Origin of the sequence: Paraburkholderia ferrariae NBRC 106233 (genome assembly GCF_000685035.1) — a bacterium.
GTDB lineage: Bacteria > Pseudomonadota > Gammaproteobacteria > Burkholderiales > Burkholderiaceae > Paraburkholderia > Paraburkholderia ferrariae.
In genome coordinates, this window is record NZ_BAYB01000057.1 from 1 (window position 1) to 26,600 (window position 26,600).

At 62.0% G+C, this 26,600-nt stretch carries 31 protein-coding genes; 26 read left to right on the forward strand and 5 right to left on the reverse strand.

The genetic code is table 11. The features are described 5' to 3' along the window. Positions 1 to 90: 90 nt before the first annotated feature. Complete coding sequence (gene merR / locus BFE01S_RS35060; RefSeq protein ID WP_000429838.1) at positions 91 to 525, reverse strand: Hg(II)-responsive transcriptional regulator; 435 nt, start codon at positions 523 to 525, stop codon at positions 91 to 93. 71 nt (positions 526 to 596) lie between these two features. Here merR and merT point away from each other — a divergent pair, with 71 nt between their 5' ends. From merT to merE, 6 genes are read left to right on the forward strand one after another with little or no spacing between them, the layout of a single operon-like run. Then, positions 597 to 947: a mercuric ion transporter MerT gene (gene merT, locus BFE01S_RS35065; RefSeq protein ID WP_001294667.1), complete on the forward strand. Its 351-nt coding sequence runs from the start codon at positions 597 to 599 to the stop codon at positions 945 to 947. Between the two features lie 15 nt (positions 948 to 962). Beyond that, entirely contained in the window at positions 963 to 1,238 is a 276-nt protein-coding gene (gene merP, locus BFE01S_RS35070) for a mercury resistance system periplasmic binding protein MerP (RefSeq protein ID WP_000735441.1), read from the forward strand. Between the two features lie 2 nt (positions 1,239 to 1,240). After that, complete coding sequence (gene merF / locus BFE01S_RS35075; protein WP_000654684.1) at positions 1,241 to 1,486, forward strand: mercury resistance system transport protein MerF; 246 nt, start codon at positions 1,241 to 1,243, stop codon at positions 1,484 to 1,486. Further along, on the forward strand, positions 1,483 to 3,129 hold the full coding sequence (merA, locus tag BFE01S_RS35080) for a mercury(II) reductase (protein WP_028229509.1): 1,647 nt from the start codon (positions 1,483 to 1,485) through the stop codon (positions 3,127 to 3,129). The genes merF and merA overlap by 4 nt, the downstream gene beginning before the upstream one ends. A gap of 17 nt (positions 3,130 to 3,146) precedes the next feature. Further along, positions 3,147 to 3,512: a mercury resistance co-regulator MerD gene (gene merD / locus BFE01S_RS35085; protein WP_000995360.1), complete on the forward strand. Its 366-nt coding sequence runs from the start codon at positions 3,147 to 3,149 to the stop codon at positions 3,510 to 3,512. Further along, positions 3,509 to 3,745: a broad-spectrum mercury transporter MerE gene (gene merE, locus BFE01S_RS35090; protein ID WP_001087809.1), complete on the forward strand. Its 237-nt coding sequence runs from the start codon at positions 3,509 to 3,511 to the stop codon at positions 3,743 to 3,745. The genes merD and merE overlap by 4 nt, the downstream gene beginning before the upstream one ends. Positions 3,746 to 3,797: 52 nt before the next feature. On the opposite strand, the gene BFE01S_RS35095 is transcribed toward merE, so the two are convergent. Genes BFE01S_RS35095 through BFE01S_RS35110 form a run of 4 tightly spaced genes read right to left on the reverse strand, consistent with a single transcriptional unit; the run spans position 3,798 to position 8,313 of the window. Then, complete coding sequence (locus BFE01S_RS35095) at positions 3,798 to 4,412, reverse strand: recombinase family protein (protein WP_000904941.1); 615 nt, start codon at positions 4,410 to 4,412, stop codon at positions 3,798 to 3,800. A gap of 60 nt (positions 4,413 to 4,472) precedes the next feature. Next, complete coding sequence (locus tag BFE01S_RS35100) at positions 4,473 to 5,690, reverse strand: TniQ family protein (RefSeq protein ID WP_026141237.1); 1,218 nt, start codon at positions 5,688 to 5,690, stop codon at positions 4,473 to 4,475. After that, the gene (locus tag BFE01S_RS35105) at positions 5,687 to 6,595 is read right to left on the reverse strand and encodes a TniB family NTP-binding protein (RefSeq protein ID WP_013124601.1); all 909 of its coding nucleotides are present in this window, start codon (positions 6,593 to 6,595) and stop codon (positions 5,687 to 5,689) included. Before BFE01S_RS35105 ends, BFE01S_RS35100 begins: the two co-directional genes overlap by 4 nt. A 2-nt stretch (positions 6,596 to 6,597) precedes the next feature. After that, positions 6,598 to 8,313, reverse strand: coding sequence for a Mu transposase C-terminal domain-containing protein (locus tag BFE01S_RS35110; RefSeq protein WP_015057085.1), 1,716 nt, complete (start codon positions 8,311 to 8,313; stop codon positions 6,598 to 6,600). A gap of 208 nt (positions 8,314 to 8,521) precedes the next feature. On the opposite strand from BFE01S_RS35110, the gene BFE01S_RS35115 reads away from it, so the two are divergent. From BFE01S_RS35115 to BFE01S_RS35205, 20 genes are all read left to right on the forward strand, one after another. Further along, a complete protein-coding gene (locus BFE01S_RS35115; RefSeq protein ID WP_001247892.1) occupies positions 8,522 to 8,812 on the forward strand; it encodes a nucleotidyltransferase family protein in 291 nt (96 codons plus the stop codon). Then, positions 8,809 to 9,195, forward strand: coding sequence for a HepT-like ribonuclease domain-containing protein (locus BFE01S_RS35120; RefSeq protein WP_003100872.1), 387 nt, complete (start codon positions 8,809 to 8,811; stop codon positions 9,193 to 9,195). Before BFE01S_RS35115 ends, BFE01S_RS35120 begins: the two co-directional genes overlap by 4 nt. Positions 9,196 to 9,210: 15 nt before the next feature. Continuing rightward, entirely contained in the window at positions 9,211 to 9,384 is a 174-nt protein-coding gene (locus BFE01S_RS45260) for a hypothetical protein (RefSeq protein ID WP_003154411.1), read from the forward strand. Between the two features lie 47 nt (positions 9,385 to 9,431). Beyond that, a complete protein-coding gene (locus tag BFE01S_RS43740) occupies positions 9,432 to 9,788 on the forward strand; it encodes a cupin domain-containing protein (RefSeq protein WP_003465043.1) in 357 nt (118 codons plus the stop codon). A gap of 254 nt (positions 9,789 to 10,042) precedes the next feature. Further along, positions 10,043 to 10,369 carry a hypothetical protein gene (locus BFE01S_RS35130; protein ID WP_003100858.1) on the forward strand — a complete coding sequence of 109 codons (327 nt, stop codon included), beginning with the start codon at positions 10,043 to 10,045 and terminating at the stop codon, positions 10,367 to 10,369. Further along, entirely contained in the window at positions 10,366 to 10,866 is a 501-nt protein-coding gene (locus tag BFE01S_RS35135; protein ID WP_003100856.1) for a hypothetical protein, read from the forward strand. Before BFE01S_RS35130 ends, BFE01S_RS35135 begins: the two co-directional genes overlap by 4 nt. Then, entirely contained in the window at positions 10,863 to 11,234 is a 372-nt protein-coding gene (locus BFE01S_RS35140; protein ID WP_003100853.1) for a hypothetical protein, read from the forward strand. Before BFE01S_RS35135 ends, BFE01S_RS35140 begins: the two co-directional genes overlap by 4 nt. Next, positions 11,228 to 11,785, forward strand: a complete 558-nt coding sequence (locus tag BFE01S_RS35145; protein ID WP_003100847.1) for a recombinase family protein — start codon at positions 11,228 to 11,230, stop codon at positions 11,783 to 11,785. The genes BFE01S_RS35140 and BFE01S_RS35145 overlap by 7 nt, the downstream gene beginning before the upstream one ends. Positions 11,786 to 12,746: 961 nt before the next feature. Beyond that, a complete protein-coding gene (locus BFE01S_RS35150; RefSeq protein WP_007183097.1) occupies positions 12,747 to 13,520 on the forward strand; it encodes a DotI/IcmL/TraM family protein in 774 nt (257 codons plus the stop codon). Between the two features lie 11 nt (positions 13,521 to 13,531). Then, the gene (locus tag BFE01S_RS35155; RefSeq protein ID WP_028229510.1) at positions 13,532 to 14,728 is read left to right on the forward strand and encodes a DotH/IcmK family type IV secretion protein; all 1,197 of its coding nucleotides are present in this window, start codon (positions 13,532 to 13,534) and stop codon (positions 14,726 to 14,728) included. Positions 14,729 to 14,738: 10 nt separating this feature from the next. Next, entirely contained in the window at positions 14,739 to 16,082 is a 1,344-nt protein-coding gene (traO, locus tag BFE01S_RS35160) for a conjugal transfer protein TraO (protein WP_007183099.1), read from the forward strand. A 37-nt stretch (positions 16,083 to 16,119) separates the two neighbouring features. Next, positions 16,120 to 17,001 carry a hypothetical protein gene (locus tag BFE01S_RS35165; RefSeq protein WP_028229511.1) on the forward strand — a complete coding sequence of 294 codons (882 nt, stop codon included), beginning with the start codon at positions 16,120 to 16,122 and terminating at the stop codon, positions 16,999 to 17,001. Positions 17,002 to 17,013: 12 nt separating this feature from the next. Next, the gene (gene traQ, locus BFE01S_RS35170) at positions 17,014 to 17,547 is read left to right on the forward strand and encodes a conjugal transfer protein TraQ (protein ID WP_007183101.1); all 534 of its coding nucleotides are present in this window, start codon (positions 17,014 to 17,016) and stop codon (positions 17,545 to 17,547) included. A gap of 24 nt (positions 17,548 to 17,571) precedes the next feature. Continuing rightward, complete coding sequence (locus BFE01S_RS35175; RefSeq protein WP_007183102.1) at positions 17,572 to 18,045, forward strand: DUF6750 family protein; 474 nt, start codon at positions 17,572 to 17,574, stop codon at positions 18,043 to 18,045. A 48-nt stretch (positions 18,046 to 18,093) separates the two neighbouring features. After that, complete coding sequence (locus tag BFE01S_RS35180; RefSeq protein WP_007183103.1) at positions 18,094 to 18,846, forward strand: hypothetical protein; 753 nt, start codon at positions 18,094 to 18,096, stop codon at positions 18,844 to 18,846. 11 nt (positions 18,847 to 18,857) lie between these two features. Then, entirely contained in the window at positions 18,858 to 21,923 is a 3,066-nt protein-coding gene (locus tag BFE01S_RS35185) for a hypothetical protein (protein WP_007183104.1), read from the forward strand. Beyond that, positions 21,920 to 23,143, forward strand: coding sequence for a conjugal transfer protein TraW (gene traW, locus BFE01S_RS35190; protein WP_007183105.1), 1,224 nt, complete (start codon positions 21,920 to 21,922; stop codon positions 23,141 to 23,143). The genes BFE01S_RS35185 and traW overlap by 4 nt, the downstream gene beginning before the upstream one ends. Continuing rightward, complete coding sequence (locus tag BFE01S_RS35195) at positions 23,143 to 23,736, forward strand: hypothetical protein (protein ID WP_028229512.1); 594 nt, start codon at positions 23,143 to 23,145, stop codon at positions 23,734 to 23,736. Before traW ends, BFE01S_RS35195 begins: the two co-directional genes overlap by 1 nt. Next, on the forward strand, positions 23,733 to 25,931 hold the full coding sequence (locus BFE01S_RS35200; protein ID WP_007183107.1) for a DotA/TraY family protein: 2,199 nt from the start codon (positions 23,733 to 23,735) through the stop codon (positions 25,929 to 25,931). Before BFE01S_RS35195 ends, BFE01S_RS35200 begins: the two co-directional genes overlap by 4 nt. A gap of 140 nt (positions 25,932 to 26,071) precedes the next feature. Further along, positions 26,072 to 26,578: a hypothetical protein gene (locus tag BFE01S_RS35205; protein ID WP_007183108.1), complete on the forward strand. Its 507-nt coding sequence runs from the start codon at positions 26,072 to 26,074 to the stop codon at positions 26,576 to 26,578. The last annotated feature ends 22 nt before the right edge of the window (positions 26,579 to 26,600 follow it).

Genomic DNA, 26,600 nt, shown 5'->3' on the forward strand with positions numbered 1-26,600 from the left:
GTGGCCGCCGACGGCGGCCTTCGCTTGTCGCTACTTGGAGTCGCCTCAGAAAACGGAAAATAAAGCACGCTAAGGCGTAGTTCCCTCGGGCTACACCGCGTCCGCACTGCGCGGTTCTTTCTTCCCTTGCAGTGACGCAATCAGCGGGCAGGAAACGTTCCCCTTCCGCGCATGGCAGGCGCACACCAAATCAGACAGCACGGCCTCCATGCGCGCCAGGTCAGCCATCCTCTCGCGCACGTCCTTGAGCTTGTGCTCGGCCAGGCTGCTGGCTTCCTCGCAATGGGTGCCATCCTCCAGCCGCAGCAGCTCGGCGATCTCATCCAGGCTGAAGCCCAACCGCTGGGCTGATTTCACGAAGCGCACCCGCGTTACATCCGTCTCGCCATAGCGGCGAATGCTGCCGTAAGGCTTGTCCGGTTCCGGGAGCAAGCCCTTGCGCTGATAGAACCGGATGGTCTCCACATTGACCCCGGCCGTCCTGGCGAAAACGCCAATGGTCAGGTTCTCCAAATTGTTTTCCATATCGCTTGACTCCGTACATAACTACGGAAGTAAGCTTAAGCTATCCAATTCAGATTCGAAAGGACAAACGTATGTCTGAACCTCAAAACGGGCGCGGCGCGCTCTTCACTGGCGGGCTGGCCGCCATCCTCGCCTCGGCTTGCTGCCTCGGGCCGCTGGTTCTGATCGCCTTGGGGTTCAGCGGCGCTTGGATCGGCAACTTGACGGTGTTGGAACCCTATCGCCCCATCTTTATCGGCGTGGCGCTGGTGGCGTTGTTCTTCGCCTGGCGGCGCATCTACCGGCCGTCAGCCGCCTGCAAACCGGGTGAGGTTTGCGCGATTCCCCAAGTGCGAGCTACTTACAAGCTCATTTTCTGGGGCGTGGCCGTGCTGGTTTTGGTCGCGCTCGGATTTCCCTACGTCGTGCCATTTTTCTATTGATCACAGGAGTTCACCATGAAAAAGCTGCTTTCCGCCCTTGCCCTCGCTGCCGTTGTTGCCCCCGTGTGGGCCGCCACCCAGACCGTTACGCTGTCCGTACCGGGCATGACCTGCTCGGCCTGTCCGATCACTGTCAAGAAGGCGATTTCCAAGGTCGATGGCGTCAGTAAAGTTGACGTGACCTTCGAGACGCGCGAAGCGGTGGTCACCTTCGATGATGCCAAGACCAGCGTGCAGAAACTGACCAAGGCTACCGAGGATGCGGGCTACCCATCATCAGTCAAGAACTGATCATGAAAGACCCGAAGACACTGCTGCGGGTCAGCATCATTGGCACAACCCTCGTGGCGCTGTGTTGCTTCACCCCTGTTCTGGTCATTTTGCTCGGTGTGGTCGGCTTGTCCGCGCTGACCGGCTATCTGGACTATGTGCTGCTGCCTGCGCTGGCGATTTTCATCGGCTTGACCATCTACGCCATCCAACGAAAACGCCAAGCCGATGCCTGCTGCACCCCGAAATTCAATGGAGTAAAAAAATGACCGAAATCACCGTGAATGGCATGACCTGCACATCCTGCGCCACCCATGTCAAAGATGCTTTGGAAAAGATTCCCGGCGTGAATGCCGCTGTGGTGTCCTATCCAGAAAGCCGCGCGCAAGTCATGGCAGACACCGCCGTGAGCCACAACCAACTGCTGGCCGCCATCGCCGCATTGGGTTATCAAGGCTCGATCCGGGTTGGTGATTTCAAAGATGAACCAAAAATCCGTGATGCACTTGAGGGCGCCGGTTTGCATATCGCCATCATTGGCAGCGGCGGGGCCGCGATGGCGGCGGCGCTGAAGGCCGTCGAGCAAGGCGCGACGGTCACGCTGATCGAACGCGGCACCATCGGCGGCACCTGCGTCAATATCGGCTGTGTGCCGTCCAAGATCATGATCCGCGCTGCCCATATTGCCCATCTGCGCCGGGAAAGTCCGTTCGACGGCGGTATTGCGGCAACTGTGCCTGCGATTGACCGCAGCAAACTGCTGGCCCAGCAGCAGGCCCGTGTCGATGAACTGCGGCACGCCAAGTACGAAGGCATCCTGGGCGGTAATCCGGCCATCACCGTTGTGCACGGTGAGGCGCGCTTCAAGGACGACCAGAGCCTTACCGTCCGTTTGAACGAGGGTGGCGAGCGCGTCGTGATGTTCGACCGCTGCCTGGTCGCCACGGGTGCCAGCCCGGCGGTCCCGCCGATTCCGGGCTTGAAAGAGTCACCCTACTGGACTTCCACCGAGGCCCTGGCGAGCGACACCATTCCCGAACGCCTTGCCGTAATCGGCTCGTCGGTGGTGGCGCTGGAGCTGGCGCAAGCCTTTGCCCGGCTGGGCAGCAAGGTCACGGTCCTGGCGCGCAATACCTTGTTCTTCCGTGAAGACCCGGCCATCGGCGAGGCGGTGACAGCCGCTTTCCGTGCCGAGGGCATCGAGGTGCTGGAGCACACGCAAGCCAGCCAGGTCGCCCATATGGACGGTGAATTCGTGCTGACCACCACGCACGGTGAATTGCGCGCCGACAAACTGCTGGTTGCCACCGGTCGGACACCGAACACGCGCAGCCTCGCGCTGGACGCAGCGGGGGTCACTGTCAATGCGCAAGGTGCCATCGCCATCGACCAAAGCATGCGCACGAGCAACCCGAACATCTACGCGGCCGGCGACTGCACCGACCAGCCGCAGTTCGTCTATGTGGCGGCAGCGGCCGGCACCCGTGCCGCGATCAACATGACCGGCGGCGATGCGGCGCTCGACCTGACCGCAATGCCGGCCGTGGTGTTCACCGATCCGCAAGTGGCGACCGTGGGCTACAGCGAGGCGGAAGCCCACCACGACGGGATCGAGACCGACAGCCGCACCTTGACCTTGGACAACGTGCCGCGTGCGCTCGCCAATTTCGACACACGCGGCTTCATCAAGTTGGTTATCGAGGAAGGCAGCCATCGGCTGATCGGCGTACAGGCGGTCGCGCCGGAAGCGGGTGAACTGATCCAGACGGCGGCTCTGGCCATTCGCAACCGCATGACGGTGCAGGAACTGGCCGACCAGTTGTTCCCCTACCTGACGATGGTCGAGGGGTTGAAGCTCGCGGCGCAGACCTTCAACAAGGATGTGAAGCAGCTTTCCTGCTGCGCCGGGTGAGAAAAAGGAGGTGTTCGATGAACGCCTACACGGTGTCCCGGCTGGCTCTTGATGCCGGGGTGAGCGTGCATATCGTGCGCGACTACCTGCTGCGCGGATTGCTGCGCCCGGTGGCGTGCACACCAGGCGGCTACGGCTTGTTCGATGACGCCGCCTTGCAACGGCTGTGCTTCGTGCGGGCGGCCTTCGAGGCGGGCATCGGCCTCGACGCGCTGGCGCGGCTGTGCCGGGCGCTGGATGCGGCGGACGGCGACGAAGCGGCCGCGCAGCTTGCCCTGCTGCGTCAGTTCGTCGAGCGTCGGCGCGAAGCGTTGGCCGATCTGGAAGTGCAGTTGGCCACCCTGCCGACCGAGCCGGCACAGCACGCGGAGAGTCTGCCATGAACAGCCCCGAGCGCTTGCCGTCCGAGACGCACAAACCGATCACCGGCTACCTGTGGGGCGCGCTGGCCGTGCTCACCTGTCCCTGCCATTTGCCGATTCTCGCCATTGTGCTGGCCGGCACGACGGCCGGCGCGTTCATCGGAGAGTACTGGGGTATCGCAGCCCTCACGCTGACCGGTTTGTTCGTCCTGTCTGTGACACGACTGCTGCGGGCCTTCAAAGATCGATCATGAGCGCTTCCCATTGAGACAAACCACGCTGTCGCTACGTTGCCTCATGCCGGCATCAAATTCGGCTGAGTAGCTTCTCGCCATCTGGACGTAGCTCACCCTTGGGTGAAACATGCCGATACAGGGTCTGCCGCGTGACGCCAAGTTCCTGGCATAGGTCGCCGACCTTGGTCTCTGGCTGACCCATTGCCGCCATCGCCAGCCGCAGCTTGGCGGCGGTCATCTTGAACGGCCGGCCGCCTTTCCGCCCGCGCGCGCGGGCCGAGGCTAGGCCGGCAATCGTGCGCTCCGCGATCAACTCGCGCTCGAACTCGGCCAGGGCGGCGAAGATGCCAAAGACCAGCTTGCCGGCGGCGGTCGTGGTGTCGATGGCCGCGCCGTGCCCGGTTAATACCTTCAAGCCGATGCCGCGCCCAGTCAGGTCGTGCACGGTGTTGATGAGATGTCGCAGGTCGCGTCCGAGCCGATCCAGTTTCCACACGACCAGTGTGTCGCCAGTTCGCAACGCCTTCAGGCAGCTCGTCAAGCCGGGCCGATCCTCGCGCATGCCGGATGCCTGGTCCTCGTAAAGATGTACTGGATCGACCCCGGCGGCAATCAGCGCGTCGCGCTGCAAATCGGTAGCCTGGGAGCCGTCCGCCTTCGATACCCGCATGTAGCCTATCAGCATGTCGTACCTGTCACATATACGTTCGATTATGTGACAGTGTGCGCCGGAAAGCTCAGGCCGTCAAAAGTTGTCACTTAACCCGTCATTCTGTCTAAGACATGCAAAGGGTCCATCAGGCTCGTAATGTGACAGAAATTCCGGCGGGATGCCTTCCTTCACGAAGGTGGCTCGCAACCGTTCCAGGGAAGCTGGGTCGCGCCGACCATAGGAAGCCAACGCGAACAGCGAGCGTGCCGTCTCGGGGTTGTGCCGCGCTTCAATGATGGCTTCATCGATGGCCTGGACTGCACGTTGCCAGTGATTGACGGGTTCGGGCTTCGGCGCTTTCGCCGGCAGGCCACTGGTGAACTCGGTTTGGGGCTCGGACCAGAATAGCTTTGCATGCTCGCCAGGCGGGCTTATATCCCTCACCTCGATCAAGCTGATTGCCGTTGCCGCAGCCTCCAGCATCTGCAACCCTACTGCTAGGTTCAGGGTTTCATACGGTCGCCACAGACTTTGCCCAGCACGCAGCGGATACCCACAGCGTTCCCAGATCAGGCGGAGATACCCCGCGTAGGTTCCGCACGCCGAAAGCGGGGTGTTCAGCTCATCAAGCAGCGTGCGTAGCAGCCGAAACCACAATCCGGCGTGGATGCGTCGGCGCGGCAGCTCAACATGGCCGGTCGTCAGTGCCTGCCAGGTACGCCGGTCCATCGTCGCAATCGCGTCGCTGGCCGTGCGTGGGTCGGCGTCGGCGTTTTCCCAGCCGAGAAACCGCCCAGGCACGCCCCAATACGATTCCAGCCAGCACCCATGCAGCGGGCAGCTCAGCATCAGGGGCAGCTTCCACGCAAGCAATACGGCTTGGTTTGCCGGATTGTTCAGGCAGAGTGGACAGGCGCGATGTAATGGCTGGCTGGGCAGCCAGGCGCGCCAGCTCGTGATAGATCGCGTCCTACGGCGGAGTTTCGGCAGCAACACCGAGAGCTGGAACGTATAGGTTTCTAAAGCGCCAGGAATCTGATCATCAAGGCTGTCCAGTAACCAAGGCACCCAGCCGGCGAAACTCATGCAACGCAGCCGATCCAGCTCGATGCCGCTCCGCCGGGAGAGCATTGTCAGCAGCGACTGTGGTGGCGCGGTATCCATGTCATCAGCCTGGCCGTGACCAAGATCGTGCTCCAGCAGCTCGGACACTTCCATGTGATAGCAAAGGGCCACGCGGTTGAGCCACGAAGACAAGGCTTCGCCTTCTCTGGGAGCCGGATGCAGCGGCCAGCGCGGCGCTGGCTTCACATCAGTTCCCGCTCGAACTGTCGTCGCCGCTCGCTTGGGCCGGTGTAGTCGGCCATGCTGAGCGTGCGGTGGTTGATTGCTTCCTCACCGCTTTCCACGGCAGCGACAGCCGCCGCCATCAACAGGTGCGCCAGTTCGCCGATGGTGCCCTCGCAGCGTGTGAGCAGGTAGCGAGCCATGTCTAGCGTGGCAATCGACGAGGGGCGGCGCAGCGGGAGCGAAGCCGTGAAGCTGGCCAGCAGCGAGCAGCAATCATCGTTGGCCTCCCACACCGGCAGCATCATCGGCTCGAACCGATTTTCCAATTGGTCATCCGAGCGGATGGCCAGGTAGGCGTCGCGCGTGCCGACTCCGACCAGGGGGATGCGTAGCTCGTTGCCGAGGAAGCGCAGTAGATTGAGGAATTCCCGGCGGTTGACGCTGTTACCGGCCAAGACGTTGTGTAGTTCGTCGATCACCAACATACGCACACCGACCTTACGTAACAAGGCCAATGCCAATTGCTCCATTTCCGGCAACCGTGGGCGTGGGCGCAAGGGCGCGCCCATCGCAGCGAGCAGCGCGACGTAGAAGCGGATCACCGACGGCTCGGATGGCATCTGCACGACCAGCACCGGGATGTGCTCCTGGTCGGCGTCGGCACTGGCCGGATGCGTGCGCCGGAATTTCTCGACGATCATCGACTTGCCGTTGTTGGTCGGGCCAACCAGCAGCAGGTTGGGCATGCGTTGTTTGTTCGGCCACGCATACAAGGTTTCCAGCCGGTTCAGAGCCTCGACCGCACGGGGATAGCCGATCCAGCGGTCGGCGCGAAGGCGTTGGATGCGCTCGTCCGCCGGCAGCCGGGCCAATCCCTGCGCCGCCTGTAAGAGGTGCGACAGGTCGATGATGGGATATTCGTCCACGGCTACCACTCCTCAATCTGGTCGAAAGGTTTTGCCGGAGGCTGCTTGTCTGCCTGCGGGTCGGAAACATCAGTTTCCGGCGGCGTCGGCTTGTTCGGCGGAACCGACGCCTTGAGATGCTGGCGTCGATCCGTGTCGCGCCGCGCCTTGCGCGTGGCCTTCTGCGCGGCAGTCACGATCTCGCGCATCTGGCCGATCATGCGGAACAGCGCCGATTCATCCACTTGCTCGCGCCCTTGCTGACGCAATTTCGCCAGAGCTTGTCGTTGTTCCCACAGCGTGACCGCCGGGTGCGACAAGGTGCGGTAGGGGATTTCCAGGTAGTGCTGCCCTTCCGGTTCCAACACCCAGATACGGCTGATGTCGCGCGGGTCGCGCCGGATCAGGAACGCAGGCAGGCGGTCGCGCCGAGCTATCCACGGCTTGAGCGCATCGGCGTAGTAGTGGATGTGGTCGATGACGAAGCCGGTGCGGGTCAGCGTACGACGGAGGATGGGCAGGAAATCAACCAGGAACGCCGTGGCGCGGGTGACGACGGCCGGCACGCCGACACGCGCCACGGCCTCGGCCCACCGCGCCGCCGGTGGTTGAAGCAGGCCGTTGTGCACCGAACCGTGGTAGGTGCCTACCGCCAATGTGAGCCAGCGCTCCAGCTCGCGCAGCGTCAGGGCAGCCTTGTTTTCGGAATCGTAGTCGCCGCGCTGGTCCGGGTTGGAGAAGGTTGTTCCCGGTAGATCGTCGTGGATCATCTGCATCGCCGTGCCGATGATCCGTTCCACGATGCCGCCATAGTGCGGCTGTCCCAGCGGACGATAGTCCAGCCGGATGCCATGCTGCTCGCAACCCCGGCGCAGGGCCTCGCTCTTGAACTCGGCCGCGTTGTCCAGGTAGAGCAGCAAGGGCTTGCCGCTCATCGGCCAATCCATTTCCACCTTCAGCCCTTCCAGCCAAGGACGCTTGTCGCAGGCGACATGCACGAGGCACAGGCCAACCGAAACGGCAGACGGTGCTTCCAGCGTGACGACCATGCCGAGCACGCAGCGGGTGAACACGTCGATGGCGAGGGTCAGGTACGGGCGGCCAATCGGTTGCCGATCGCGCTCATCGACCACGATCAGGTCGATGACCGTATGGTCGATCTGTACCTGCTCCAGCGGCGCGGTCACGGCAGGAGGCTCGCCGCCAACACCTTGTAGGTCACGAGCGGCATCCTGGCCTTCCCGCCGGCGAATGACCTTGCGCGGGTCAAGGCTAGCGATCCGTAAGGCCACGGTATTGCGCGCCGGCACTCGCAGTTTTTGAGCCTTGCACACCTGAGTGACTTCGCGGTGAAAGGCCGCCAGGCTGCGCTTCTGCTTGGTCAGGAACCGCCTTTGCAGTAGCTCGCGGATGATGCGCTCGACCGGTTCCGGCAAGCGCCCCTTGCCTTTCCCGCCACCGGACTGGCCGGGCACCAGATCCGTCACGAGGCCGCTGCCTTGCCGGGCACGCCGGATCAGAACGTACACCTGCCGCCGAGATAAGCCCAGCGCCTGAGCCGCCGTATCGGCCGCTTCGTGCCCGACCGTCTCCGACTGCGCCAACGGGCCGATGATCTCCGCACGACGGCGCGCACGCTCCCAAGCCTCATCAGGCAGAGTGGCCACGCCTTGCTCGGGAATCCGTGGGGTGTCGGTCGCCATGCTCACCTCGCTTTGGTGCACACGAGTATTGAGCATAGTCGAGATTGGTGCAGATCACTTCTGATATTGGACTGTCAGGAGCTGGCCGCACAACAGCCGCCACACCTAATTAACTGGTGCATTCGTCTTCTGAAAATGACAGCGCGGCACGGGAATCAAGGCATTGCGATTCTCGAAAATAGTTCTTGAAATTCTATTCTTGATTGCATATCATCTCAACGAGTTTCGATAAGAAAGGATGCCCATGCGACCGTCTGTTGTGCTTGACATGAAGCGAAGCGCAGTGCGTGAAGCGGTAGGCCGCTTTCGCGCCGCGAACCCGCGCGTCTTCGGCTCGGTGCTGCATGGCACCGACCGGGATGGCAGCGACCTCGACCTGTTGGTCGATGCGCTGCCCGGTGCCACGTTGTTGGACTTGGGCGATTTGGAAGAAGAACTGAAATCGCTGCTCGGCGTTGACGTCGATCTGCTGACTCCCGGCGACCTGCCGCCGAAGTTCCGGGCCAAGGTGCTCGCGGAGGCGCAACCGATATGAGCGAGAACCGCCTGCCCGATTACCTCGACCACATTCAGCAGGCCGCAACCGATGCGCGCAGCTTCGTGGAAGGGATGGCCAAGGACGACTTCTTGGCCGACAAGCGCACCCAGCAGGCCGTCATCATGAGCCTGATCGTCATCGGCGAGGCGGCCACAAAGGTGATGGATGGCTACGTCGAGTTCACCCAGGCGCATGCCGACGTGCCGTGGCGCAGCATGCGCAATATGCGTAATCGCATGGCTCACGGCTATTTCGACATCAACCTCGATGTGGTGTGGGAGACGGTACAGGAATGGCTGCCGGCGTTGCTCCAGCAATTGCCCGCCGTGCGTCAGGATGCCGACGATGAAGACCGTAACGACAAAGGCATGGAGCCATGACCAATCAAGCCGCCGATGTTCGGCCCCTCTGGCGTGTTCGATCCCGCGACCTATGAGCCGCGCTCGGGCAAGACCTTCTGGATGGCCGCAACGGACGTGAGTTCGCTGGTGGGCAAGGAGGCAGCAGCCGACACGCTCATCGGCAACTGCACGACCGCACGACCAGCCTCCCGTTCAAATTCGAGTTAGAACTCATACCCAGCCTGTCTGGGGGCACTGTGAAAGAGGGATCTCCGATGACTGTTGAATCGAGAATATTTTCTGTAGCCGAGTATGTTCAGCCGTCCGAAGGCGAGCCTATTCGTTCCGTTGTGCTTGAAACCCGAGACTCAATTATCGTGGTTTGGCATGTCCATCCCGGGCAGGAAATTGCGGCTCACATTCATCCTCACGGCCAAGACACGTGGACTGTTTTGTCGGGAATGGCTGATTACTTTCAGGGCAATGGGATTGTTCGTGCCCTCAGGGAAGGTGAGATAGCCGTGGCAAGACCGGGCCAAGTGCACGGGGCGCGAAATACAGGTACCGAGCCATTTGTGTTCGTCTCGGTTGTGGCATCAGCCAATGCCGGTTTCGTATTGGCTGAGCGATAGAGCCCAATCTCTGGAGTTGGTCCAATGAGCGGTCGGGGAGATAGGTAACAGACATGCAGCGGACACGGCTGCTAAACCAGGTCGCAAACCTCCTTGCGTCGCAGCGTGCCGCAAGCGACGCGATCAATCGAATGGGGTCGGCATGAGACTGAACACCATCCAGTTCCCGACCGCGTAGCCGCCTGTCCTGCCGATCAGGTCTTGACCATCGACGCCTGGGATCAGTCCTGAATGTTCTTGGAGACCACTACGTTATGAGCCGCAGCCGCCGCAAAACACCCATCGTCGGGCACACGACCTGCGGCAGCGAGCGCGAGGACAAGAAGCTCTGGCATCAGCGCTGGCGCACCCGTGAGCGCACGGCGCTGACCAGCGCGTCGCCCGAAGCCCTGAGCGCCCATCTGCCCCTGCTGGAAAACCAGGCCAGCAGCGTCTGGTCGATGGGCAAGGATGGCCGCTCCTACTGGCCCGTCAAGCGCCAGGCCGCCACGGCGGATCGCATCGCCAATCACAAGGGACGCAACCCGCAAGAACGCGCCTCCCTGAAAAAGCGCCTGCTGCGCAAGTGGATGAGCAAATGAAGCTCTCCTTCCATCAGCACATTGCGCTGTTCTGGATGATCGGTGCTCCGGGCGTCTTCGCGCCCGTGATCGAGAACGCCAAGCGGCCCGATGCCGGCGCCGTCATGGCGTGGGGTGTCGCGATCGTGGCGGTGATGATCCTCTTCACCCCTTTGCTGCTGCGCTGTCCACCATTCCGGCGCTGGTATGGCCGGACGGATGCGCTGTCGGAGCGGCAGCGCCAGGCGCTTGCCGAGCGCGGCCTGCGCCGCTACTACCAGACCGCTTTCGATGACGGCTACGTGCCCCGCGTGATGCCCTACGTGTGGCGCATCATCTGGACGGTCGGCGGGTTGATGGCTGTGACCGCCGTACTGCCTACCAACACCGGACGGCCAGCCTTCGATGCCTTGGTGGTCTTCTCGACCTGGTATCCGATAGGCGTGATGCTGCTGGTTTTCGCGTCGAGGCCCCTTGGCCGGTTGATTCGCCAAAGAGCACAGGAGCGGCGGAAATGAGCACGTCAACCATCGAGGCGCTGGCCAGCGCCTGGGCAAGGATTGCCGAGGAAGCGGAATTCCCCGCTGACTACGAGGGGACTGCCACACCACAAGCGCATCGGGCTAGCGAAGCTATTCAGGAGCAGATTCGGGAGCGCATCGTCGCCACCAACGACATGCGGCTGTTCAGCCTGCTGCACCTGCTGGGTCAGGCGTCGCTGCGCATGGAGCAAGCGCTGTGGCCGGAGGATTACGAGCGGATGACGCGCGAGGTTGAGGAAGCCCTGCGGCAAGCCACCGACGCCAACGCCAGATCGTACACCCACGAAGAAGTGATGCAGGCGATGCAGGAACGCATCGACCGGGCGCGAGACAAGCCATGTTGATTGGCTATGCGCGCGTCTCGACGCAGGATCAGAACCTGGAGCTGCAACGCGAAGCCTTGAGCAAGGCCGGATGTAAAAAGGTCTTCGAGGACAAGGTGAGTGGCACGCGGGCAGACCGGCCTGGCTTGGCCAAGACGCTCGAAATGCTGCGCGAAGGCGATACTTTGGTCGTCTGGAAGCTCGACCGGCTGGGCCGGTCGGTCAAGCAACTGGTCGATCTGGTCGGCGATCTGCACAAGCACGGTGTCCAGTTCAGGAGCCTCACCGACTCCATCGACACCGGCACACCATCCGGGCGGTTCTTCTTCCACGTCATGGCGAGCCTTGCCGAAATGGAGCGCGAGCTGACCGTCGAGCGCACCCGCGCCGGGCTGGAAGTCGCCAAGCAGCTCGGCCGCAAAGGCGGCCGCAAGCCGAAGATGACCGACAGCAAGATCGAGTCGGCCAAGAAGCTGCTGGCCAGCGGGGTGCCGCCCAAGGACGTGGCCAAGAACCTCGGCGTGTCCATTCCGACGCTGTACCGCTGGGTGCCAGCCTCCACGCACGCTTAGCGTGCTTTATTTTCCGTTTTCTGAGACGACCCCTACTTTGTAGAGGCGGAGCCTGAAGGATCGAGATGATGGTTTTTTGCTGTTCGAAGTGAGACGGTCGTTCTGCGATGACGGTGCAAGGATTGGAAGCGGCAGGGTCAAGGTCGCCCTCCCTTTTTATTGAATGCTTTTGGCCGCGGCACGGAGGTGCTTCACGGCAGGCTTGCCTGCCGCGTGGAAGCCTTGTTCGCCGCGGCCTTGGTCAACCTGCGCGGCTATGCCGCGCCACTTGTTGGGGGGATGCCGGGAGGGAAGGACGCGCGTAGCGCGGCCGGGGCGGAGCGCGCTTGAGCGCGCGTAGCGAGCCGGCGGGGGGCGCTTGCGCCCCCCAAGAGGCGGAGGCCTCTGCCGCGTTACTACTATGTTTTGTAAAAAAAGGAGGGTTAACAGCCGCGCGCGTGTTAGCGCTGTGGAAAACTCCTCAAACGCCTTGCGCGACAAGGCTCTGCGCGTTGCGCATGTCGCTGATGTACGAAATGGCCGTCGGCGTTATACGAGTCATTTGTCGCTGATATCCGAGGCTATCCATCGGCGATATACGAGCGCTTCAACAGCCTGTCCAGAGGCTTATCCACATTGTCGGCGATGTACGACCCTTGTCGGCGATGTACGAGCCTGTCGCATCTCCCCTCCTGTACCGCTCTCTCGTCCTAAATCCACCTCTTCCCCTTGTTTTTCGAGGCTTAGCGGGCAATCGGTGACGCCCTCAAGTGTCGGCGATATACGAAATCGGCCGGAAAACGTCGGCGATATACGAGCCCAAAGGGCGCCTCAGAAGCGCTTGCTTCCGTTCCGTATTCAATCCTGCATGGGAATTAACAATTACATCGACTGATGAAACCAAAAACCCCGACAGTCAGGCTTGCGCGCTCTTGTCGTTTTTTGCATCATGGTTATAATACGGAAAAAAGGAGGTGGTTCGATGACCGCACTGAACGAAGCAAACCAGGAACGGGCCGTAGCTGCCGGCCCGCTTCCCTCGAGAGACCAGGCCGTGTCCGATGCAGCAGAGCCGAATGCGGCGAGCGAGCAACTCGCGGAGCTCGCCGCTCAACTTCATCAAACAGCCGATGCGGTTGAGCCGGCGGTGCGGATGGAGAAGGACCGCAAGCACCTGCAATTCATTGCAGGCTCGTCTGTCAAGCTGAACTTCATTCTCGCGACAGCGCTTCTGATCAGTGTCGTCGCGAATGGTGCGCTCGGTTGGCGTGCGTTCAACCCGGACCGCCAGTATTTCGCCTCCGACAACGGCCGCATCTTCCCGCTGATTCCGATGTCGCAGCCGTATCGCAAAGCGGCCGACGTGATCCAGTACGCGAAGGACACGATGAACCGTTCGTTCACGATGGACTTCCTCAACTGGCGTCAACAGCTCGAGGACATCCGCGGCAATTACACGCGCGACGGCTTCAAGTCGTTCATCGCATCGCTGCAAGCCTCGGGTGTCTTGGCGACCGTGCGCGATCGCCGCATGAACATGTCGATCACTGCCGGCACTGGCGTTCTCACAAAGGAGGGCGTCGAGAACGGCGTCTACGTGTGGTACGTCGAGATGCCGATCGAGGTCAAGCTGTCGGGGCAGACGTCTGAGCTTCCTGCGCAGCGCTTCCTCGCAACGGTTCGGATCGAGCGAGTTTCCACGCTCGACTCCATTGAAGGCATCGGCGTCGGCCAACTGGTGACGAAGCCGCTTTGAGGACTCGAACGATGAAACGACTCGCCCTTTTGCTCGTTGCACCGTTGGCGGCCAGCACACTCGCTCCGGCGATGGCTCAAAACGCGCAACAGCCTCAACCCCAACCCCAACCGGCGCAGCAGCAAAGCGCGGCACCGGCCGCGCAAGGTGTCGCAGCGCCTGCACCGGCACCGCAGCAGCCGCAACAAGCGCAAGCCCCGCAGTGGGTCAATGCGGGCGCACCGGCCGGCGCATTTCCGCCGCCGCCTGGTCAAGCGCCGATGAGCTCGCAGCAGCAAATTCAGGCTGCGTTCCCGCAAACCAACTATGGAGCGGCGAATTATGCTGTGGCCGGACAAGCCCCGCAGGGCTACCCGCAGCAGTATCCGGCGGGAGCAGTACCTCAGAATGGCGTCGCGCCGATGCCCCCGCTCGCGCCTCCGAGCAATTACGAACGCGCCGAGCAGGTCGTTTCGCCCTTCAGCAACGGCGAGATCGTCAAGCTGCGTCAGCAGCTCGACGACTCGCGCAAGGCAAAGGCTTATCACCCTGTCAGGACCGTGCCCCGGATCAGCAGCATCTCGGTCGACCTCTCGCCCGGTGCCGCGCTCCCGATCGCGCGCGTGCTGCCCGGCGAGCAGACGACGCTGGTGTTCGTGGATTCGACGGGCGCGCCGTGGCCGCTCGCCGTTGCTCCGCGAGTTTCCGATGCCCGCTACTTCGATGTCGAATGGTTGCAAGGCACGCCGTCCGTCGTGATCTCGGCGTTATCGGCCTATGAAGACGGTAATGTGACCGTCTTCCTTCAGGGCATGGCGACGCCGGTCGTGGTCAAGCTCGCCACCGGCGAGCCCGATTCGAAAGAGAAGAGCCGCGTTGTCGACTATCGCCTCGATCTGCGTGTGCCCGGCCGTGGTCCGAACGCACAAGCCCCGTTCCTCGGAGCCGGTCGTATCGCGCTGTACGACGACACGATGCAGGGATTCCTCGACGGCATTCCGCCGAGTGGCGCGAAGCGCGTGACAGCGCATGGCGACGTACCGGCACGCACGCAGGTTTGGCAGTACGGCGACGCGATGTTCGTTCGCACGAACTACGACATTCAGACGGCATTCGATCAAAGCATGTCTGCCGCCGACGGCACGCGCGTTTATCGGTTGCCGCCGACCCCTTACGTCACGCTGTCCGAGATGGGCCGGTCCGTGACGCTCCAACTCGACATCAATTGAGAGGCAGAGCATGAGTACACAATCGGACGTCGGGCGCCAAAGCAAAATCGTCGCGATCGGGGTCATCGTGACGATCGCGGTTGTCGGCTATATCGCCGCGACCTACTTCGCCGACAGCTCGCGCAAGCAGTCGCAGATCAGCGCGGTGCAAACGCAAGGGCGCGGCACACCGACCAAAGAAAGCGAGCAGTATTCGCAGGTTCTCGACAAATACAACCGCACCAAGGCGACCGATGCCGAGCAGAACGGGCAGTCGTATCTGTCAGTGCTGTCGAGTCGCACGAACAACGTACCGGATCAGCCCGCGAGTGCGCCGCAGGCCCAGCCTCAAGCGCAGCAGGTCGTCTACTACCAGCAGCCGGCCCAGCAACAGAACCCGCAGCAGGACCAGCAGCGTCAGAAGGAAGTCAGCGACCAGATGCAGGGGTTGATGGCGAACTGGGCGCCGGTGCCGCATAGCACTGCGCGCGTTTCGACGGACAGCGCTGATTACGCGAAGTCGCTGATGCACGAGTCGGACACGCCGGCCCAGGTGCAACAGGCCGCCGCGGCGGCCGCAGCGAAAGTGAAGGTCGTCGAGGACTTCGCTCTTATCCCTGCCATGCTCCAGACGGCTATCGATACGGATGAGAATTCGGTCGTGCGGGCGTATATCCCGAACGGTCAGTACGCCGGTGCGGTGCTGTTCGCGATGGGCTACAAGCGAATCACCAACTCGGTCGACATGACGTTCTCGTACATGCAGTGGCAGGGCCACTCGTACAAGGTGACCGCGAAGGCTATGGATCAAACGACGATGCGCACGGCGTTGTCGGGCGACGTCAACAACCGTTACTTCTCGCGCATCATCATCCCTGCCATCGCGATGGGCATTGGGCGAACTGGTCAACTCTTTGAGCAGGCGGCCGCGCAGAACATCATCACGCCGCAAGGCGGTGTCATCCAGACCTATCCGTCGACGCCAAGCTGGAGCGCTGTCGGTGGAACGATTGCGGGCGGTATGGGCCAGCAAGCGGGGCAGGTGCTGGCCAACGACGCGGCGAACATGCCAGTGAAGCAGGTTCTTATCCCGAAGGACACGCCTATCTGGATTCAGTTCATCGGCCCGGTGCTCGCGAGCGACGACGTTGCCGCTGGTGCGACGGGACCGACCCAACCTCGCCAGCCGATGGCTCCCGGAACCGATCCGCTCAGCGCCGTGGGTCAGCCGGCATCGCAACCGCCCAAGCTGAACGTTTCTCCCGTGGCTCCGAGCGGCTACGGCGGCTACAGCAATACGCCGTACAACATGCCTGGGTACACGCCTCCGAGCTATTACCAGCCGCCGGGATCGGGCTACTATCCTCAGCAATAATTCCGTATAATAGACACGATACGAAAAGGTGCCCGATATGAGCGACCCGACAGGCAAGGATAAGCAGCCGGATTCCGGCGTAGACATTTTCAACATGAAGCCGGATGCGAAGAACGCGAGCGAATCCGGAAAAACGCAAGCCAGTGCAGCGCAGCCGAAGGCTTCCACGCTGCCGAGTTTCGTGTCGAAGCTCGGCCCGGTGCATTTCGCGATCGCCTGCGCTGTCGTCGCAGCGGCGTGGATCGGCTGGCCGTATGTATTCAGCGGATCGTCTTCGGACAAATCGACGACCGCGCGCATGCTCAACCCCGATCAGGCAATGACCGATGCAAGCCGGGCTCAACAGTATCAGCCGGTCGCGAATCAGCCCGCCACATCGCCGGCAGTCGCGGCCTCGAGCGTCACGGCTGCGACAGCAGCCCCGGCGAGCGACGTGACTGCGGTGGCTCCGGCAAGCGGTGCATCTGCGGCGACGGTAACCGCTGCGTCAGCGCCGGGTGGTGCGAGCGCGACCAGCACGCAAGCATCGCAACCGACAGCGAAGGAAACCGAGTTGCAGGCGAAGGTTGACGATCTGCAGGGCAAGCTCGCCACGGCCGAAGCGCAAGCGGCGAAGTGTCCTGCTCCGATCGCGACCGCGAGCACGAGCGTCAGCAAGCCGAAGCATCGGGTGCGTCACGTTTCGACCTCACCGCGTCGGTATGTAAGCACCACGCCGACGGCGACGACGCGTATTGGCGCCGGAACGACGAAACCGGGCGACTTCACGCTCAACACGGTCTACCGCGACCAGGCATGGATTCAGAATGCCGAGCGCACCTATGTCGTCCAAGCTGGCGATGTCATCGATGGCATGCGCATCGTTCGTGTCGATGCCTCGACGCGTCAGGTTGTGACGTCGCTCGGCACCATTCGATAGGAGCGCGACGCTATGGATCTGGCTCAGATGGTCGTCCACTTCGCCAGCGATTTTTCGGTGGCGATGTGGCGATTCCTTTGGGTGCTCGGCGTAGTGGTCGGCATCCTGTACGTCGGGAACTCGCTGCTGCGCATGCAGCGCGCGTCGCGACTGCCGGGCCAGTCTCCGGTCACGATCGGTGACATTCTGCCGATCATCCTGATCGGCGGCCTGCTGTTGAACCTGTCGCAGTTCATCAACGCGACGTGGAATTCGTTCGGCACCGGCTCAGTGAGCTACGGGCCGATTTCGTACAGTGGGGCGGCCGATTTCGGTCGCTTTGCGGACGCGATCAATGCAGTCCTAACGATCGCGAGTGTGGCGGGCGGCGTCTTCTTCTTTCGTGGCGTCGTTATTCTGAAAAAAGCATCGATGGACGGGCAGTCGTCACACGGTGCTGACGATTCTGTCTGGCGTGCCCTCACTCACATGGTGGGCGGGGCGATGCTGGTTCAGATCCCGGATGTTATCGAGGCGTTCCGGCAATCTTTCGGCCTCTACTGGTAGTTCCACCTTGATAGGAGAAGATGTATGAAAAAGGTAATGCTCAAGCCCATCGAGTGGCTCGGAGACCTCGGGCGTAAAGCGCACATTAGCGCGACGGCAAAGTGCGCGGACTATGTGGAATCGCGGACGCCGCGCGAGCGTCGCATCATGATGGCAAGCGCCGCGATGACCTTTACGGGTCTGTTCGTCGCGACTGCGGCACACGCTCAGGCCACCAATGGTATTGCCGGGATGGTCGACTCAGCCGCCCAACAGGGCGATTCAATCAAGACCAACCTCGGCAAGCTCTTCGCCGCCGTTGGGTTCGGCGGGGCAGGCTACGGCGGCTACAACTGGTGGCGCAAGGGTAAGGAAGGCGAGCATAGCCAGATCAAGGGCGGCCAGATTTTTGTTCCGATCTTGGCGGGTGCCGCTCTCGGCGCGACCGGCTTCGTGATGATCAAGGCCGGCGAAACGGTAGGTATCCAGAGCTCGTCGCAAGGCGCCCTGCCGCAGTAACCGCTCTCATACGGGGGAGGGCGGTCAACCGACCGCCTCTACTTAGCGATGACGACAGACCGAACCGATATTCACGACCCGGCCGACGTCGAGCTCGACAAGGTGCAGCCTAAGCCAAGCTTGGGCAGCAACTTCGAGAAGGCGGCGCACCCGGCTCTGCTCTTTTCGACGAAAAGCCGCGTTTGGGGCGACAAGCACCCGAGCGCGGTCGAGCCGACGGAACCCGAATTCGAGCAGCAGGATCTACGCCGCAAAACGCTCGTCGCCGACGGGCACCGTTGCATGTTCTGCGGCTTCTATTCGTCGCAGAACCAGGTTCACAACCTGAGCGACAACCATCGCGACGTGCGAGCAGAGAACCTGCGCGCCGCGGATCATCTGTGCCACGGCTGGAACCATCTCGGCGAACTCGGCGAAGGCAACGCCGTGATCGCCTATCTGCCGGGACTGAGTGGGCAAGATGCGAACCATCTCCAGCGCACGATCATCGTTGCGATGCAGTCGGACGATCCTGTCGTGCGGGAGGATGCGAAGAAGCTGCTGAACTGGATGGCTTCGCATCGCGACTACGCGAAGGACGCTTGGGGCACGAGTGACCCGGCTGTGTTCGCCGAGGCGATCGTTCGCCTCGAGGAGGAGGACCGGGAAAAGCGCGAGGTCGTCTTTCAAGACCTCGCCGTAGTTTTCAATCCTGGCCCGTACACGCAAGTCGCTGCGACGTGGGCGCGCGAATCTTACGGTACGTTGCCGGTCGGCAAGTGGGGCCAGGTGTATCACGACGTTATGAACGCGCCTGCATAAAAGGAACGAACATGGGCTTTCTGGACAAGGGTGTAACCGCGATCGAGGACACGCTCGCTTATCTCGCGCGTTACTGGATCGGCAAGGACTTCGCCGGATACTGCGAGCTGGCGACGGCCGTGGGCCTGACGGAAGAAGACATCAAGCGGCACCCGGGCCTGAAAGACCCGTACATCGTCGTCGACAACAAGCTCGCGCTGCTGACCGCGTTCGACGTGCAGGGCACGTATCAGATCCTGTCGGATCAAGACTTCGGGAAGATGATCGACAACCTGCGCGTGAAGATGAACGGCTATATGAAGCGCTACGGCCACTCGATCACGTTCGGTTTCGAGCGAGATCCCGATCGATCGCTCGACGAGCTGATGCGTCTTGCCGAGCCGCAGATCAATGCGGCTCGGCGTATCGGCCTGAAGTCGGAGGACATCATTCTGGACCGCGTGCGGCGTAATGCTCCGCTCGTCGCGTGGGAACAGAACCTGATGATCGTGTACACGCACATGAACGTCATGAGCCCCGAGGAGATGAAGCGGGAGCTCAAGGAACGGTCGGTGGATGCGCAGAAACACAATCTGCCGCGCATCGAATTCGGTCAGAATCCCGCGTCAGTGATAATGGCGATGAAATATCGTCACGACACGATGGTGGATCGCGTGCGTCATGACTTCGAGCGCAGCGGCTCGGAAGGGCGGCCGGGCATCATGCTCCGGCCGATCAGCGCGCACGAAGCGATCAAGCGCGTGCGGATCATGGTCAATCGCGAACGGACCTCGCAGAAGTTTCGGCCGGTGCTTCCCGGCGATCGCTTTATCCCGCGTGGCCGGGAAGACAAGCACGATCACTCGGACCTCTCGGCGCCGCCGGTCAACTATCAGGTTTGCACGAACGACGTGACGAACCATCGCGAGATCATCAAGACGGACGACCTCTGGCACGGCAACATGTCGATGGAGCTCGGGCCGCAGGAACCGCAGCCGTTTTCGTCGCTGTTCGCTTCGATCGACCGCGAAATCCCGTGGCGCGTTCGCGTCGATCTGAATCCCGGTGGCCTCAATGAGATGCGGGCTCGGCAAATGATGGTCGCGTTCGTGGGCATGCTGCCCAGCAACCGCCAGATCCGACAGTCGTTTATCGACCTGAACGAGCGATCGAAGGAAGACGCGATCTGCTCAATGAAATTCGCCGTGTCCACCTGGTCGCCTTCCGAGCGCGAAACGAAGCGCCGAATGGCAGCGCTCGAGAAGTCGATTCAGTCGTGGGGCATCTGCCAAGTGACGTCGGTACACGGCGATCCGCTGGCTGCGTGGGCGTCCACCATTCCGGGCTTTACGACGAAGAACATCGCGAACCGCATGGTGCCGCCGCTGCCCGATGCGCTGTATCTCTTGCCGTTGCAGCGGCCGGCGACGCCGTGGGGCGACGGCGGTTCGTTGATTGTTCGCACGCCCGACGGGAAAATCTATCCGATCCAGTTGGGCAGTCGCCTGCAGGACACGTGGATCGAGCTTATCAGTGCGCCTCCGGGCAGCGGTAAGTCGGTTCTCATGAACTCGATGAACAGCGCGACGGTTCACCGCGCCGGCAACGTTCGCCTGCCGTTGATGACCATTATCGATGTCGGCCCGTCTTCGTCCGGCCTTATCCAGTTGATCAAGGATTCGTTGCCGGAGCATCGCAAAAGCGAGGCTGTGTATCTTCGCCTGCAGAACTCGGTCGACTATGCGACCAATCCGTATGACACGCAGCTCGGCGCGCGCTCGCCGACGTCGCGCGAGACCGAATTCCTCGTCGATCTAATGACGCTGTTCTGTACCGATCCCGGCACCAAGAAAGCGCCTGCGGGTTGCTCGCAGGTGAACGAGATGCTGCTACGGATTGCCTACGAGGATCGTGCGACGAAGAACCCGCACATGTACGAGCCGCATATCGACCGGACGGTCGACGATGTGCTCGAGTCGTCGGGCCTGAAGGAACAGTATTCGGAAGAGTGGTGGTCGGTCGCGAAGTGGTGGGAAGTGACCGATATGCTGTTCAAGGCTGGCTACGTGCGCGAGGCTTCGCTCGCGCAGCGCCAAGCCGTTCCTGTGCTGCAGGATTTCAGCGCATATCTGAACGACGAGTCGATCCGCGACCTGTTCGGCGACGCTAGGGTCGAAGGCACTAACGAGCCGCTGCTCAAGTACATGTACCGTTGCTTCTCGGTGGCGACGTCGAACTACGCGCTTTTCGCCGGCCGCACGCGCTTCGAGCTGAACAGCGAGACGCGCGTCATTTCGATCGACCTGAACGACGTGATTGGCGGGAAAACGCCCGAGGGCATGCTTCGTACCGCCGCCATGTACATGTTCGCGCGGCAGATGGCAGCAAAGAACTATTTCCTCCGCGAGGAAGTGGTTTTGCCCGTGATCCCCGAGATGTATCAGGACTATCACCTGAAGCGGGTAGCGGACGTTCAAGACGAGCAGAAGACCATCGCTTACGACGAAGTGCATAACACTGGCGGTCAGCAGGCGTTCGTGCAGACGATGATCAAGGACGGGCGAGAAGGGCGTAAGTGGGGTATCCGTATCGTCAACGCCTCGCAGTACCTCGCCGACTATCCGGAAGAGCTGCTCAACGCGGCGACGGCAGTCTATGTGATGCGCGGCGGCAACGCGGCCGACGAGTCGATTCTGCGCACGCTCTACAACGTTTCCGAAGAAGCGATCCGACGGCTGCAACGCGAAGCCGTCGGTCCGGGCCCCGAAGGCGGCAACTTCCTCGCGCTGTTTAAGACGAAGGTCGGCTTCGTCGTGCAGCTCCTTACCAACACCGTGGGTCCGATCGAGCTGTGGGCGTTCTCGACGACGCAGGAAGACGTCGCGCTGCGCAACCGGCTTTACAAACGAATCGGGCCTTACGAAGCGCGCAAGCTGCTCGCTGAGCACTTCCCGCTGGGGACCGCGTTGGAGACGATTGAGCACATGCGCACCGAATCGTCGGAGAAAGAGGACGTGTCCGTCGTCGAGCGACTGGCGGGCAAGCTGGTCGAGGCGTACACGCGCAACATCAGGAAGCAACGGGAGTTGGCCGTATGAAGAAGAACATCGTAATGAAGCCGCTCGCCGCTGCGGCGCTGGTTGGCGGTCTGGTGGCGTCGACGCCGGCGTTCGCGATCTGCGACGGCTGCGTGGTGGGCGCAGTGAACATCGCCAACACGACCATCACGGGCGCGATCTCCGCAATGAACACGTCGGTGAGCACGCTGCTGTACAACCTGGGCGTGGCCGTGAATGAGAACGGCAGCAAGACGGCGAGCACGATCGAAGCCGCCGCGCGGGCGCAGCGCGAGAACGACGTCAACATGGAGATGAATCGCCGAGTCGAGGACGCGCGCCAACGCTATCAAGTGCCCGACAATATCTGCAGCGAGTCCGGCTCGGGCGGTGCTGTCCAGGTCGGTGCGGCCGCCGGCGCGGCGAAGGGTGGTATCCGGCCGGGTGGTGGTGGGTCGATCGCGAATGCCGCGATCGCGCAGGCGATCAACTCTCCACCGCCGGCACCGGAAATCGACGCGTCGCGCGCGGCGAAAATCCACGCTCAGTATTGCGACAGCGACGACTACTCGGCCTATGGTGGCGCTCCTGCGTGCCCGTCGGTGTCCGGCAACATGCCCGGCGCCGACAAGCGCATCGACTCCGTGCTGAGCGGCGCTGGTCCGAACGGAAAGGCACCGGAACTCACGTTCTCGCAGGCGCAGACCGATGCCGCGCGTATGTACACGCAGAACTCGATTCGTCGGTCGATCGGGCCGCAACTGCGCAAGGGTGAAGCGAACACGGTCGCGGGCGGTCAATACGTGGGCCTGATGAACCAGTACAACTCCGTCATCTCCGCAGCCTCCGATCCGCAAGATCAACTCATTGCCGACAGCCAGCCGAACTCGGCGACGAAGGATCTGCTGACCGATGCGCTGCAGGCGCCGTCGGCGGCGTCGTATTACAACCAGGTGGCGTCGTCGCAAGCGAAGGCAACCGGCATGATGTCCGCGCGCGAGTTTGAAGCCTTCGAAGTCGGCCGACGGTATGCGAACACGGCGTACCAGACGGATCTGCAGGCCATGAGCGGCGATAACCTGGTGCGCGAGCAAATTCGCGTCTCGTCGCTCAATAACTGGCTGCTGCTCAAGGTCGAAAACGAGATGCGCAAGGGCAACGTCATCAATGGTCAGATTCTCGCGAGCCTAGCGCGTCAGGAATACGAGCCGATCCTGACGCAGAAGTACCGGGCGATTGGCGGCCGTATGGGAGGTCAGTGATGGCTACGGAAGAGAAGAAGAGCGCGTTGCGCACGACGGGCAAGGTCGCATGGCGCGTACTGTTGCCGTTCGCGGCGATGCGGCGGACCGTCGCGCTCGCGAAAAAGGAAGCCGAACGGACGAAGGAAAGCCTCGGCGCCCTGAAGGAGCTGGGCGACGACGCGCGCAAGACGATCGTCGAAGGCATCAAGGGGCCGAAGGAGCAGCGCAACGACTCGTTCTCGGATGCGATGAGCAAGCGCTCTGAGAATGCGCTCAGCGAAGACGAGTTGTACCGCTATTTTCTCGGCAAGAAGCGCGTCGCGATCGGCACCGCAGCGTTCTTCGCATTGATGGCCCTCTACGGCATGCTGGGCGGGATCTGGTTCGGTCATAACCGCGGCATCGCACTCGGGGCAATTTCGCTGCTCGCGAGCCAGCCCGTGTTCTTCATGGTTGCGCTGGGCGCGCAACTCCGGTTGTGGCAGTTGCGGACGCACCGGCTCTCAAAAGAGGAGAAGGGCGGCCTCGGTGATTTCATGCGCGAAGTGAAGGGATGGTGGTGGGTCACGCTCGATCCCGAGTTTGGCCGCAAGGGAGGGTCGCGCGCATGAAGACCTCCCGCATTTTCGCCGGCCTCATGGCCGGCATAGCGGCCCTGCTGTCACTGCCAGCACTGGCGCAAACTACGTCGATCGGCGAGATCACGCAGGCCGCTCAACGCTCGGGCGACAAGTCCCGTGAAGCTCTGGTATCGATCTACGGCAACGTCGTCAACAACCCGCTCGCTACGGGCGGCGCCGGCGGCAGCGATACGATTCTGGCCGGAATTTTCCAAGTCGCAAACGGGGCGCTGCTCGTCGTCGGCGCGTTCTTCGCGTGCTACGTGATGTTCAAGAAGGTGTCGCAGACGGCCCATGATGGTGCCGTGTTCGACCGCGAGAAGCACACGATGTGGGGGCCGATTCGGATCGTGTGGGGTCTTGCCTCGCTCGTGCCGACCGCGAACGGCTGGTCGCTCTCGCAGTTGCTGATGCTGTGGGGTGCTTCGCTGATGGGCGTCGGGATCGCCAACCTCGGCGTCGACGCGTCGGTGTCGGCCTTCGAGAACGGCCAGTCGATGGTTGTGCAGCCGGTGATGCCGAGCACGATCAACCTCGCGCATAGCGTGTTCGAGTCGAACCTGTGCATGCACGCGATCAATGCCGGCTTGGCGCAGGCCGAGTCGAGCGGCGCGCTGGTGACTCAGGACGGCTACATCCAGCAGTCGCCGACCAACTCGGGTTTCGTGTTGAAGAACTCGAGCTTTGTCTGCGGTGGTGCCGACATCAACAACGATCTCCAGCCGCAGTCGCAGTCGACTAACTGGTTTAGCGGTACGATCGACACGTCGGATATTCGCCAAGCGCACCTGCAGGCGCTGCAAGCGATGCAGTCGAGCCTGACGTCATCCGCGCAGGGTTTCGTCAACGCTGTGATCCAGAAACAGAATGGTGGAGGCGGAGCGCTACCCGACGCGGAGATTGCGATCCAGTCGGCGGCTCAGCAGTACGAAAACACCATCAGCAGCATGGCCGCGACGAAGCAGGGCAACATTGCTCAACTGGCTAGCCAGTTGAGCACGTCGATCAAGGAAGGCGGGTGGTGGACGCTGGGCGCGTGGTATCAGACGTTCGCTCAGGCCAACACGAAGCTCTCCGACGCGGTAGCGGCAAAGGCTTCTGTGTACGGCATGTCGTCGGAAGGCGATCCGGCCATGCTGACGGTCTACCAGAGCTCGATGGCGGCGTACAAGGCGCAGCAAGCGACGTCGACGTACACGCCGACGCTGGGCACGTCGAGCACGGGTGACTATTCGAAGGGCGCGGCCGGCTCGGACGCGAACAAGATCATCGGCAGCTTCTTCAACGCGCCTGGTCAGCGGATCGTCAACTACATGATCGACATCAACGCCGGCGGGGAAGGGCGCGGGCAAGTCAATCCGCTCATTAAGATGAAGAATCTCGGCGACTACACGATGGCGGCCGCCGAGACGGGGCTGGGCGCCTACGTGACCGCAAAGGCGATCGCGCAGGTCAAAGAAGGGTGGAGCGTCGCCGGCATGTTTGCGAAGGTGGCTAACGCCGTGTCGTCGATCGGCGACGCCTTGCAAGGTGTGCTTGACGCGATGTCGCCGTTCATCGTGATGGCGATCATTGCGCTGTTCATCCTTGGCGGCACCTTGTCGACCTATCTGCCGATGGTTCCGTTCATCATCTGGTTCGGGGCGGCCGTGAACTGGCTCGTCGTGGTGGGCGAGGCGATCATTGCCGCTCCGCTGTGGGCGATCACGCACTTAGGCGGTGAGGGCGATGGCCTCGGTCATCGCACCGCACACGGTTACATCTTCCTGTTGAACGTGATGGTGCGTCCGATCTTGATGGTGATCGGGTTCTTCCTCGGCGGTGCCGGCGTCATCGCGGGCGGCACGCTGTTAAATCTGCTGTACGGCATCGCGGTGGCCAATGCGCAGTTCGACTCCGTGACAGGTCTGTTCAGCATCATCTTCTTCCTCGCGATCTACGCGTCGATGTGCCTGAACCTCGTGCATAGCTGCTTCAACCTAATCTTCATCGTGCCGGACCAGGTGATCAATTGGGTGGGTGGCCACGCCTCGGCGACGGTGGGACGCGACGACAACGACCGCATGCGCAACGCGCTCAACGTCTTCTCGAACAAGCTCGAGCACATGATGCCGGGCGGTCGTGGGGGCGGTGGTCGAGGACCGGGCGCCGGTGGCAACAAGCCGGGCGACGGCATCAAGGCGTGATGTGAATGGGGGCTGGCTCGCAGGAGTCGGCCCCTTATCAATAGTGCTGGCCCTTGTCAATAGCTCATGCTAGAATGACCTTGTAGAAATTCCGTATGCAAGACGTGATACAAAATCGCGGCATACTAAGGAGGACCAAAATGAACATCATCTGGTATGTGCTCCGCCCGTTCTACCTGCTTGGCCTGGTGCTGGCCGTGCCGCTTTTCTTCATCGTGGCCAACCATGCCGGCAAGGATCTCGAGGTGTCGGTGCCGCTGCTGGTTGGCTGCCTCGGCTATTTCGTGCTCGGCTACCTGCTGCTGAAGACGTTGCCGAATTTCCTGCGCGGCCGCGTGCTCGCCCGCGTCGCCAATTTCAAGGCGAAGGGCTTCGCGCCGCAGTGGGAGGTCGTGTCGGTGATCTACAACCGCTACGTCGGCTTCGATCCGAAGACGCGCAAAGCGCTCTACGTCGATGTCAACGACGGCACCGAGACGCTCGTGGACTTCGACAACGTGAACGCATGGGAGCTGGACGTCGAGAAGAACAAACCGGCGCTACTGAAGCTGCTGACGCGTGTGCCCGCGTTGCCGGTTGTGGGTGTGCGTATCGACCGTCGGAAAGCCGACGAGTGCAAGGCGAACCTCGTCACGATTTTCGGCTGAGAGCAGGCCGTATAGGCAAACC